This is a genomic window from Salegentibacter sediminis (assembly GCF_002078605.1).
Classification (GTDB): Bacteria; Bacteroidota; Bacteroidia; order Flavobacteriales; family Flavobacteriaceae; genus Salegentibacter; species Salegentibacter sediminis.
In genome coordinates, this window is record NZ_MSJR01000012.1 from 77,990 (window position 1) to 90,465 (window position 12,476).

The window sequence follows — 12,476 nt, forward strand, 5'->3', positions numbered from 1 at the left end:
TTAATGTTTATTTCATTTAAATGCAGTTTGGAAAAATGAAAAAATTCACAAGTTTACTTATCGTTTCTATTTTGGGAGGTGTACTCACTCTTGGTAGCTATAAATTATTTATAGAGCCCGAATCCCAGTCTCAACTTATTCAAGAACAAAGCCCTGCACAAGATTTTATACCGGCGAATTACAGCAACAGAATCTACGGCACTAATGCCGATTTCACGGAAGCCGCTGAAAATACGGTTAACGGGGTAGTTCACGTTAAAAATGTTGCGGTTTACCAGGGTCCCCGAAATATCTGGGATCTTTATCGCGGAAATCAGGGCGGCCGTGCCTTACAGGGGGCAGGCTCTGGAGTAATTATTTCTCCAGATGGATATATCGTAACCAATAACCACGTGATCAAGGGAGCCAGCGAAGTTGAGGTTACCTTAAACAATAACCAAACCTACACCGCTGAGATCATAGGTGTTGCAGAATCTGCTGATATTGCCTTGCTGAAGATCGATGCAGAGGACCTGGATTATATTCCCTTTGGAGATTCCAATACCGTTAGGCTTGGGGAGTGGGTATTAGCCGTTGGAAATCCTTTTAATCTAAAATCTACAGTTACCGCAGGAATTATAAGTGCTACGGCACGAGACCTCAATACTTATGATGCTACCCCTCAATCATTTATTCAAACCGATGCGGCCATTAACCCCGGAAACAGTGGTGGCGCTTTGGTAAATATCAATGGAGAGCTTGTAGGAATAAATACCGCTATAACCTCTCAAACCGGCAGTTATATTGGTTATGCGTTTGCAGTGCCCTCCAATATTACAAGAAAAATCGTAGAAGACATTCTTGAATACGGCGATGTTCAAAGAGGAATTTTGGGCATTAGAGGATTAAGTATTACTCCGGAAGCAGTTGAAGAATTTCAAATTAATTCAACTCAGGGAGTCTATGTTGCCGAAGTGACATCCGGAAGTGGTGCTGAAAAAGCTGGAATAAAAAAAGGAGATGTCATAAGAAAGATAGACAATATTACTATTGACAAATTTTCAGATCTTACGGGTTATATCAATTCCAAACGCCCCAATGACGAGGTAAAGGTGACCGTATTAAGAAAAGGTAAAAAAAGAGAATTGAATGTAAGATTGACTAAAAACGAGATTTACAGGATCAATAGTATCGGGCTGGAAGTTACCAATGCTACCCAGGAAGAGCTGGACGCCTATAACACCTCAAACGGAGTTAAGATTTCCCGAACTTTAATGAGTAATTTACCTTCAGAAGAACTGGTAGGGACAATCATAACCGCCATAAACAACCAAAAAGTCAATAATATTGGAGATGTGGAAAGAATCATGAACAACAGAAAAGCTTCCGAATCTATCGTTGTTAGTTTTATTGATAGGAATGGGGAAAAGCAACGGGTAGTATGGCGCTAAAAAATTAATGATTCCTCAAAGATTTAAGCTCTCCATATGGGGAGCTTTTTTATTTCAAAAATTCTTTACGAAAACGTTTGAAATATATACTTTTGCGCAAGTTTAAACAAAACACACAACAAAATAATGAGCTTTAATCAAGGTTACGAAAGAGAACTGGCATTTCAGACTAACAGGCGCCGAGCCACGGTAGAATTTATCAACATCGTTAGCGACTTATGGTATGACAAGTCTATTGAACTTGTACTTTTCAGGAATCAGCTTTTAAACCGGAATGTGAGTGACATTCTTAATTTACACGAATATGCCGGGGAAGTTGTTCAAAAACCCATCTCCATATTTGATTCGGTAGAGATTGCAAAGGCCATTCAGGATCTAAAATTACCTCCAGCAAAACTGGATATTGGTAAACTCACTTATGAATTCCATCTGGAAGATCAGAAACACAGCAATGCCATGGCATTTGTTTCTCATAAATTAAAAGATGCCAAAGACTACACCAAATTAATCCCCAAAGACGTGGTGTTATATGGGTTTGGAAGAATTGGACGGCTTGTTGCCCGGGAACTTATGAACCGAACCGGAAAAGGAAACCAATTAAGGTTAAGAGCCATAGTTACAAGGGGAAAAGTAGATAAAACAATCCTGGAAAAGAGGGCTTCTTTGCTTAAAAACGATTCAGTTCACGGCGACTTCTCAGGAACGGTGGCAGTGGATGAGAAAAATTCGGCATTAATAATAAATGGTACTACCGTACGCATCATTTCGGCCAATCAGCCAGAAGACATAGATTATTCAAAATACGGAATAGAGGATGCCTTGATAATTGATAATACGGGAGCCTTCCGGGACAAAGAAGCACTAAGCAGGCACTTAAAAGCCAAAGGAGCTTCGAGGGTGCTTTTAACTGCCCCGGGAAAAGGAGTGCCGAACATAGTTCATGGGGTTAACCACAAGGAGTACAACCCTGATGAGATCGAGATATTTTCTGCAGCTTCCTGTACCACCAATGCCATAACCCCTGTTTTAAAGGCAATTCAGGATTCTTTAGGAGTTGAAAAAGGACACCTGGAAACCATTCACGCCTACACCAACGACCAGAACCTGGTAGATAATATGCACAGTAAATACCGCAGAGGAAGAGCTGCGGCCCTAAACATGGTAATTACCGAAACTGGCGCCGGGCGTGCTGTAGCTAAAGCATTACCTGTTTTTGAAGGCAAACTTACCTCAAATGCTATACGGGTTCCGGTTCCTAATGGATCTCTGGCAATTCTTAACCTTGAGATCCAAAAGAAAACGAGTGTTGACAAGGTAAATACTATTTTAAAAAAATATGCCTTAGAAGGTGAACTTGTTGAACAAATAAAATATGCCGTAGACAATGAACTGGTATCTTCGGATATTGTAGGTTCCAATGCCCCTGCAATTTATGATAGCAAGGCGACCATAGTTTCAAAAGATGGGAAGAGCCTTGTGCTTTATATCTGGTATGACAATGAATATGGGTACAGTCATCAGGTGGTTAGACTGGCCAAATATGTCGCTAAAGTAAGAAGATATACCTACTATTAGAATAAACTCAAATTTTATTACATCTTAACCCACCTTTTATTGGTGGGTTTTTTCTTTTTATCCTTAACTTTGCAGCCCCAAAAATTTAAAAATAAACGATTTAGAATTAAGATTTAAATTGTTACAATAAGTTATCCTACCCGGCGTTGTGTCCATATTAATTAATGCATTAACCCCAAAGTAATGAACAAAACTATTTTCGGAATCTTAAGTTTAAGTCTGCTGAGTCTTCAATCTTATGCCCAGGACAGTCTAAGCACAAATCCCGTTCAGGATGAATTCAATGAACTTATTGAGAGCTCAAATAATTACCAGGGCTACAAGGTTGTTGATTATGATGCCCTTATCAGATTAAAGAACAACACCAACCGCCATTTTGATGAATTAAGAGCTGAGATTGAAACCCAGAAAAACACTGCGAAGGAGCAAGTTGCCGAAATCGAAACGCTTAAAGAAAAACTGCAGGCAACTCAGCAAGACCTGGAAAAGGTAAATGCTGAAAAAGATGCTATCAAATTCCTGGGAATGCCCATGAGTAAAGGTAGTTACATGGGAATGATGTGGGGGATAGTGGGCATTTTACTAATTGCTTTGTTATTCTTCATTTACCGCTATAAAAATTCTCACGCTACTACCCGTGAGGCTCGTAAGCGTTTAGCTGAAACAGAGAAAGAATTTGATCTTTACCGCACCAAAGCCCTGGAAAAGGAACAGCGTCTAGGCAGGATGCTTCAGGACGAGCGCAACAAAACCTCTAACGGTTAAAATATTCTGCGTTAATCTCTAAAAAATACTATATGCGTATCGATATAATTACGGTAGTTCCCGATCTACTAAAAAGTCCTTTTGAGGCTTCTATCCTGAAAAGGGCTATAGAAAAGGGCTTGGTTGAGATTCATCTCCATAACCTCAGGGATTATGTAAGCGATAATTATAAGCAAATTGATGATTATCAATTTGGAGGCGGTGCAGGAATGGTGATGATGGTAGAGCCAATTGATAAATGCATAACCCAACTTAAGAGCGAAAGAGATTACGACGAGGTGATATACATGACTCCAGACGGGGAACGTTTTGAGCAAAAAACTGCGAATCAGCTTTCCCTCCATCAAAATCTTATTATCCTTTGCGGTCATTATAAAGGAGTGGACCAACGGGTGCGAGATCATTTTATTACCAGGGAAATTTCTATTGGAGACTACGTGCTCTCGGGAGGAGAACTAGGAGCCGCAGTTCTTTGTGATGCTGTAATAAGGCTAATTCCTGGAGTATTGGGCAATGAGACTTCAGCCTTAACCGATTCCTTTCAGGATGATTTACTGGCACCGCCGGTTTACACCCGCCCAGCTTCCTACAAGGGCTGGAAAGTTCCGGAGATATTAACCTCTGGCAACTTTCCAAAAATTGAGCAATGGCGGGAAGAACAGGCCTGGGAGCGAACCAAAAAGCTCCGACCGGATCTCCTGGATGAATCAGAAAAATAACTTCTTTACCTACTTGTTTTTAAAATTTATATTTGTAATTTTGCACTCATTCTAAAATAACCTCTGGCGAAAACCGTAAATGTTGTTTTGGATTTTACCTTAAAAATATATCGATGGAATCGTTAATTAAATTTGTACAGGACGAATTCGTAGCTACCAAAGATTTTCCTGAATTTTCTGCTGGTGACACAATCACCGTGTATTACGAAATTAAAGAGGGACAAAAAACCCGTACCCAGTTTTTTAGAGGGGTAGTAATCCAAAAAAGAGGATCGGGATCTTCTCAAACTTTCACCATTAGAAAAATGAGTGGTACTGTTGGAGTAGAACGTATTTTCCCGGTTAACCTACCTGCAATTCAAAAAATTGAGGTTAATAAACGAGGTAAAGTAAGAAGAGCACGTATCTATTACTTTAGAGGCCTTACCGGTAAAAAAGCCCGTATTAAAGAAGCAAAAAGATAATTCATTTTTCTTCAATATATCCAAAAGCCCCGAAAATCGGGGCTTTTTTTATACCCTAACTAAGTCCTCTTTCGGTTAATATTTAACAAAATCATTAGAGAAAAATGACTTTTTTCTTTGTATATTTAATATCAGGAATTCATATTAAAGCTGATAATGACACCAGGATTTTAAGCTTTAAACCTTTATGTAAAGAAGTATTCTTTACATTGGATTTTTATCTTCTATATAACGCTCATTTTTTGCAATGTCAAAAATAGTTTGAAAGATAAAAATCGTTTTTTGAAAGTTTTTTTCGTTTATACGAATAAAAACTTTCAACTGAAGTTCATGCACACCAGGGCTTTTGTCCTATAAAGAATTTTAAAACATTCGGTGATAGTATGATACTTCAGTGAAGCCATTTCATTTTAGCAATTAAGATGAAATGGCTTTTTTTTATGTCTTGTTTCAACCCGGTTAACCTCTTATTAAAAAGTCTGAGCTATGATAAAAGCCTGAAAAATCTTATATTGCACAGATGATTAACGCCCGGGATTTCTGCGGGCGTTTCTGGAGTTTAAGCATTAGTAAATTATACCGATAAAAATTAAATGATGACACAAGACGCTAAAATAATTTATACCAAAACAGATGAAGCACCTGCTCTGGCAACTTACTCTTTTCTTCCTATAGTTCAAGCCTACACCAAAGCAGCGGGAGTTAGTCTTGAGACAAAAGATATATCCCTTGCCGGACGTATTCTCGCACAGTTTCCCGAAAAACTTAAAGCCGATCAGAAAGTCAGCGACGCTCTTGCCGAATTGGGAGAACTAGCTAAAAAGCCTGAAGCAAACATCATAAAGCTTCCTAATATTAGTGCTTCTATCCCACAGCTTAAAGCAGCAATCAAGGAATTACAGGAAAAGGGCTATGCCCTTCCCAATTATCCTGATGAACCAAAAACTGAGGAGGAAAAGAAGGTGAAAGCCAACTACGACAAGGTAAAAGGAAGCGCTGTAAACCCCGTCTTAAGAGAAGGAAACTCTGACAGGAGAGCCCCCAAAGCCGTGAAAAATTTCGCCAGAAAACATCCTCACAAAATGGGCGAATGGAGTTCAGATTCTAAATCCCATGTAGCGACCATGGAAACAGGCGATTTTAAAGCCAACGAGAAGTCAGTCACGCTTTCTGATGCTACTAAAGTAAATATTGAATTCACTTCAAAAGATGGGGAAAAGAAAGTTCTTAAAGAGAACCTGGCCCTGCTGGAAGGAGAAATTATAGATGGAACCTTTATGAGCAAGAAAAAGCTTGTTGCTTTCTTAAAGGAACAGGTAAAAGATGCTGAAGAAAAAGGGGTTTTGTTTTCTTTGCATATGAAAGCTACTATGATGAAGGTTTCAGACCCCATTATTTTTGGCCATGCGGTAAAAGTTTTCTTCGAAGATGTTTTTCAGAAATATGCAGAAGATATTAAAAAAGCAGGAGGAGATCCAAATAGCGGTCTCGGAGACGTTATAAACGCCCTTAACAACCTCCCTTCAGATAAAAGGAACGAAATTGAAGCCGCGATCAAAAATGACCTCGAGAATGGTCCCGATGTTGCGATGGTGAATTCAGACAAAGGAATAACGAACCTGCACGTGCCAAGTGATGTTATTATTGACGCCTCTATGCCGGCAATGATAAGAACTTCAGGGCAAATGTGGAATAAGAATGATGAAACTCAGGATGCAAAAGCAGTAATTCCCGATAGTAGTTATGCACCACTTTATGAAGAAACTATTCAATTCTGTAAAAAACACGGGGCCTTTGATCCAACCACTATGGGGACTGTTCCTAATGTTGGATTGATGGCTCAAAAAGCCGAAGAATATGGTTCTCACGATAAAACCTTCGAACTACCTGCTGATGGAACAGTGAAAGTAATTGATAGTAACGGGAAGATCCTCATCCAGCACGAAGTAGAAGCTGGAGATATCTGGAGAATGTGCCAGGTAAAAGATGCTCCGGTTCAGGACTGGATAAAACTGGCCGTTAATCGTGCAAAGGCCACCGGAATGCCGGCTGTATTTTGGCTTGATAAAAACCGGGCCCACGATGCCGAATTAATCAAAAAGGTAAATAAATACCTTCCTAATCACGATACTTCTGGTATCGATATCGAAATAATGTCTGTTGCCGAAGCAACCCGTTATACTTTGGAGAGAGTAAAAGCAGGAAAAGACACGATCTCAGTTACCGGAAATGTGCTTCGGGATTATTTAACCGACTTATTTCCTATTCTTGAGGTAGGCACCAGTGCCAAGATGCTTTCCATCGTTCCTTTAATGAACGGGGGTGGTTTATTCGAAACCGGAGCTGGAGGATCTGCCCCAAAGCACGTGCAGCAGTTCCTTAAAGAAGGGCATTTGCGCTGGGATTCCTTAGGAGAATTCTTAGCTTTGGCCGCTTCCCTGGAGCACCTGGGAGATAAATACGATAATAAAAAAGCTCTTATTTTATCTGAAACTCTTGATGATGCGACCGATAAATTTCTTGAAAACAGCAAATCCCCATCAAGAAAAGTCAATGAACTCGATAACCGGGGGAGTCATTTTTATCTCGCCTTATATTGGGCTCAGGCTCTTGCATCACAGGAGAAGGATTCCGATTTAAAAGCTCACTTTAGTAAACTTGCAAAATCACTTGAAGAGAACGAAGACAAGATCAATGAAGAATTGATTGCCGCGCAGGGATCTCCTGTCGATATTGGTGGTTATTATAAACCAGAGGAGAAACTCACCTCCAACGCCATGAGACCTAGCAAAACCCTGAATAATATAATTGCATAGTGAACCCAGAGTAATTGAATAAAAGCCGGATTATCTCCGGCTTTTTTTATTTTTATTACTGAACATTCTATCATTAAACAATACCCAAATTAATGTTTAGCATTTTTATTTTGAATTAACCTGTTCTATCTTTACATCAAAAATTGAAACAAAATTTTTACCTTTTTATTTTAGCCTGTTGCTTTGCCTTCACAAGCTTTGCCCAGGAAAGCTATACCCTAAGCGGAACTATCACCGATGCAGCCAGCAATGAGACTTTAATTGGAGTTAATGTGCTTATTCCGTCCCTAAACACAGGGGTGGTGACCAATGAATATGGTTTTTACTCATTGAAAATACCGGAAGGCACTTTTGAAATGGTGATATCATATCTTGGTTTTCAAACTATTTCAGAAGAAATTACTGTTTCTGGCCAGACAAGTCGGAATTTTAAATTAAAAGAAAGTTCAGAAATTCTCGATGAAATAGTCATAAGCCAAAGATCTGAAGGTCTCAACATCAAAAAACCGGAAATGAGCCTTAACAGGCTTTCGATAAATACCATTCAGAAAATGCCGGTTATTTTTGGAGAAGTAGATGTGATCAAATCTTTATTACTTCTGCCGGGTGTTTCGAATGCCGGCGAAGGCTCTTCAGGATTTAATGTTCGGGGGGGTGCCGTAGACCAAAACCTGATTTTGTTGGATGAAGCTACGATCTATAATTCATCGCATTTATTCGGCTTTTTCTCAGTTTTCAATCCTGATGCTATAAAGGATCTCAAACTTTATAAAGGAGGAATCCCGGCTAAATACGGCGGCAGGGTTTCATCGGTTCTGGATATTTATCAACGTGATGGCAACAGTAGAGAATTGAAAATGCAAGGGGGGATTGGTGCAATTTCAAGCAGGCTCCTGGCCGAAGGTCCTATAGTTAAGGACAAAGGTTCTTTTCTTATTGGAGGTCGCAGTTCTTATGCGCATCTCTTTCTAAAATTTACCGATAACGAAAATTCTGCTTATTTCTATGACCTTAACACCAAGTTAAGTTATAGGTTGGATGATAAAAATAAAATCTATTTTTCAGGATATTTTGGCAGGGATGTTTTTTCCTTAAGCCGAAATTTCAAAAACACTTATGGGAATGCCGTTTTAAACCTTAGATGGAATCATATTTTCAGCGATAATATATTTTCCAACCTTTCGGTGATTTACAGTGATTATTATTATGGATTAACCCTGGGATTTGTAGGATTTAATTGGGATAGCGGAATAAAGAATCTCAACCTCAAATACGATTTTGACCATTACTTAAATGATACTTTTCAGTTAAAATATGGCTTTCAGAATACATATTACGATTTTAATCCGGGGGAGATCGAACCTATTGACGAGTCTTCCGGAATAAATTATTTTAAACTTAATAATAAGCATGCTTTCGAAAGTGCTGTCTATTTTTCAGCAGAACACAATATCTCTGAAAAGTTTTCAGCCGAATATGGATTAAGGTATAGCGGTTTTTTTCGGTTAGGCCCGGATGAACTCAGCACCTATGAAGATGATTCTCCGGTTATCTATAATAAAGATCGCGATATTTATGAAGAAGCTGAACCAATAGGCTCGCAATCTTACGAAAGGGCCAAAATAATAAGTTCTTTTGGGAATTTTGAACCACGGCTTTCAATCGCCTATAGCTTTGATCTTAATCAGTCGGTTAAAGCGAGTTATAACAGGATGACCCAATATCTTCATCTAATTTCCAATACCAGCTCCCCTACCCCCTTAGACGTTTGGACGCCCAGCGGCCCGTTTATTGAACCTCAAATCCTGGATCAATATGCTTTGGGTTATTTTAGAAATTTTAAGGACGGGGCCTATTCTCTGGAGGCCGAAACTTTTTATAAAAAAGTAAAGAACCGCATTGATTATGTAAATGGTGCTAATCTTATAGCTAATAATAATATTGAGAGAGTAATTCTAAACGGAAAATCCAGGGCGTACGGATTGGAAATACTTTTCAGAAAAAATGAAGGAAGGTTCACTGGATGGCTGGCCTACACCTTGTCCAAAGCAGAACAAAAAACACCGGGCAGGACGCCGGTAGAAACAGGTATTAATGGCGGTGACTGGTATAATTCCAATTACAATAAAACGCATGATGTAAGTTTTACTGCCAGTTATGAGGCAAATAAGAAATGGGAATTCAATGCGAACTTCAGCTTTCAAACGGGTTTACCTTCCACATTTCCCACCGCGCAATACAGTTATGAGAACATAACGGTGCCCGTTTATTCTCCAAGGAATAGCAACAGGCTTCCGGCCTACCACAGGCTGGATCTTTCCGCTAATTATAATCCAAAAATTTCTTCGGAAAAGGATTTTAAGTCATCCTGGAGTTTTGGAATTTACAATGTTTACAATCGAAAAAATGCCTATTCCCTTACTTTCAGAGAAAATAGCGATACAGGAGTCAACGAAGCCGTTAGGTTAAGTTTATTCGGAATTATCCCCTCTGTAACTTATAATTTTAGCTTTTAAAAATGAAAACGCTTTTAAAAATATTCGGCTTACTCCTTATTTTTCCGGCTACCTCGTGTGAAGACGTTGTAGATATTTCCTTAGAGGAGACTGAACCAAGGTTAGTTGTTGAAGCTTCAATTCTATCTTTTAAAGATTCTGAAAGTAATATTCAGCAAATTCGGTTATCGCAAACAGCTCCGTTTTATGATGAGGAGACCCCCCCGGTTGAAAATGCTTCAGTAAGGATAATTTCAGAAGAAGGTCTTCAATATGACTTCATACATACTACAGAGGGCTATTACATCAATGAGAATCTTAAGCCTGAAATAGGCGCAACCTATGAATTGGAAATTATTTATAATGATGAGCTGTATACAGCTACTGGAACGATGATGGGGGTAACAGACATTGATTTTATCGAACAAACGGCCACCGGAGGTTTTGGAGGTGATGAGATTGAGGTGAAAGTTTTTTATACCGATCCTGCTAATGAACCTAATTTCTACCTTTTTATCTTCAGAAATGATAAAATAAGTCTGGAGATCTATGAGGACAAATTCACGGATGGCAATCAAATTTTTGGTTATTATTCCAATGAAGACATACAACCTGGAGATGAAATCGATATCGAGATGTACGGAATTTCAAAATCTTATTATGAATATCTCTTTATTTTAAGAGCACAAATTGGAGAAAACAGTGGAGGGCCTTTTGAAACCCAGCCAGCAACGGTAAAGGGAAATGTGATAAACCGAAGCAACAAAGAAAATTATCCTTTTGGTTACTTTCACCTTTCAGAAGTGGATACAAGCTCTTATATTGTAAAATAATTATAGAAAAATGAAACACACAAACAAAAAGGTAATGGGTAAAGGTTTAAAATACCTGGGTATCGCGCTGCCTTTATCTTTAATTGGGCCGAGTGTTTTATTTACGGCATTTAACAATCAGGAACATCCCTGGTTTATTCCAGTACTGGCCATAGGTTTCATTGCTCTTATTGCCGCAATGATTCTCATGTTTAAAGGAATTCTTACTGTAGTTAAGGCAGTTTTTGATTAAAGCAACAACCTGCTGCGTATTATTTCTCTTCAGAAAGCTGATGAACCTTCTCGTAAAACTCTTGCTGAAGTTCGAGAGTTTTATCATCAGCCTTAATAGCCCGAAGTGCTTCTACCATAGATGCAACTTTTTGTTCGATAACTAATTCGCCGAGTTCTGCAGATGCTTTTTCTGCTTCTCCAGCATAATGTAAAGGAAAGGAGGCATACCACCAAATACCGGTATATACGTTCGGAATTTCCGGTAGTCTTTTTTGGTCGGCACCAGATTCATTGGTAGCCCTGTCCAATTGCACAAGTTCAGGACGCAAATATAATAAAGAAGAGGTTTCTAACTCCCCAGCATGCATATCACCAGCCGGATCTGTTTTCCTCAGTGTATTTAATTTTTCCTGAAAATCAGGATCAGTAGAGGGATCGTAAAAATAAACTGCATAGTCTCTTTGACTTGCCATCTGGTTTTGTACAAAATATCTAAGCATTGAAGGGTTTCCTCCGTGGCCATTAATAATCATAATTCTTTCGAAACCATTTCTCCCTAACTCCTCACAAGTGGCCTCCAGTAGTTCCATGGTTAATCCTGGAGGTAAAGAAAAGGTGCCAGGCAGGTGTTTAGCTTCGTTCAACTGTCCATAAAAGTAATCAGGGAAAACCACTGCATATTCTTCCTGAGTCACACGGGCTGCCCATTCCCTGGCACGGATAAGATCGGATCCCATAGGTGCATGCGGGCCATGTTTTTCCAGAACACCAATAGGGAGAATAATAGTTTTATTAGATTTCTCCATAGCTAGAGGCCAATCGCTGGCGGTTAATTCATCCCAGCGTGCCGGGATATCCTGAGCATATGAATTAAAAGAGGTAAAGATAAAAAGTAAAAAGATACAGGTTCTCATGGATGAAATACTTTATGGATTATTTCAAAAAATAAATTTAAAGATGAAATTTAAGTAAAAAACATTTAATCTATCACTTCTTTACTTAATTTTTTAATAAAGATAAATATCCTTGGAGATTTATCCATTTGGGGATAACAAAAGAATCTTGAGATAGGTTTGCTTCCCAAAAAAAGTTAAGAGTAAGGTTTCCTGAAATTATTTCACTTTATCCCATAAAAAAACCCTTCACCAAATAAATGATGAAGGGTC

At 38.8% G+C, this 12,476-nt stretch carries 10 protein-coding genes; 9 read left to right on the top strand and 1 reads right to left on the bottom strand.

The annotated features are described in order from the left end of the window. The first annotated feature begins 35 nt into the window (after nucleotides 1-35). From BUW93_RS14175 to BUW93_RS14215, 9 genes are all read left to right on the top strand, one after another. The gene (locus BUW93_RS14175; protein ID WP_081212410.1) at nucleotides 36-1,430 is read left to right on the top strand and encodes a trypsin-like peptidase domain-containing protein; all 1,395 of its coding nucleotides are present in this window, start codon (nucleotides 36-38) and stop codon (nucleotides 1,428-1,430) included. A gap of 126 nt (nucleotides 1,431-1,556) precedes the next feature. Then, entirely contained in the window at nucleotides 1,557-3,005 is a 1,449-nt protein-coding gene (locus BUW93_RS14180; RefSeq protein WP_081212397.1) for a glyceraldehyde-3-phosphate dehydrogenase, read from the top strand. A 183-nt stretch (nucleotides 3,006-3,188) separates the two neighbouring features. Next, entirely contained in the window at nucleotides 3,189-3,770 is a 582-nt protein-coding gene (locus BUW93_RS14185; RefSeq protein ID WP_081212398.1) for a hypothetical protein, read from the top strand. Between the two features lie 32 nt (nucleotides 3,771-3,802). Next, nucleotides 3,803-4,489, top strand: a complete 687-nt coding sequence (trmD, locus tag BUW93_RS14190; RefSeq protein ID WP_081212399.1) for a tRNA (guanosine(37)-N1)-methyltransferase TrmD — start codon at nucleotides 3,803-3,805, stop codon at nucleotides 4,487-4,489. A 113-nt stretch (nucleotides 4,490-4,602) separates the two neighbouring features. Next, entirely contained in the window at nucleotides 4,603-4,953 is a 351-nt protein-coding gene (gene rplS / locus BUW93_RS14195; protein ID WP_081212400.1) for a 50S ribosomal protein L19, read from the top strand. Nucleotides 4,954-5,549: 596 nt separating this feature from the next. Continuing rightward, complete coding sequence (locus BUW93_RS14200) at nucleotides 5,550-7,769, top strand: NADP-dependent isocitrate dehydrogenase (RefSeq protein ID WP_081212401.1); 2,220 nt, start codon at nucleotides 5,550-5,552, stop codon at nucleotides 7,767-7,769. 143 nt (nucleotides 7,770-7,912) lie between these two features. Beyond that, nucleotides 7,913-10,285, top strand: a complete 2,373-nt coding sequence (locus tag BUW93_RS14205; protein WP_081212402.1) for a TonB-dependent receptor — start codon at nucleotides 7,913-7,915, stop codon at nucleotides 10,283-10,285. A gap of 2 nt (nucleotides 10,286-10,287) precedes the next feature. Further along, nucleotides 10,288-11,097 (top strand): DUF4249 domain-containing protein, encoded by an 810-nt coding sequence (locus BUW93_RS14210; RefSeq protein WP_081212403.1) that lies wholly within the window; start codon nucleotides 10,288-10,290, stop codon nucleotides 11,095-11,097. Between the two features lie 10 nt (nucleotides 11,098-11,107). Further along, entirely contained in the window at nucleotides 11,108-11,329 is a 222-nt protein-coding gene (locus BUW93_RS14215; protein WP_081212404.1) for a DUF6095 family protein, read from the top strand. Between the two features lie 19 nt (nucleotides 11,330-11,348). Here BUW93_RS14215 and BUW93_RS14220 read toward each other — a convergent pair whose 3' ends face one another. Then, complete coding sequence (locus BUW93_RS14220) at nucleotides 11,349-12,224, bottom strand: creatininase family protein (protein ID WP_081212405.1); 876 nt, start codon at nucleotides 12,222-12,224, stop codon at nucleotides 11,349-11,351. Nucleotides 12,225-12,476: the final 252 nt, after the last annotated feature.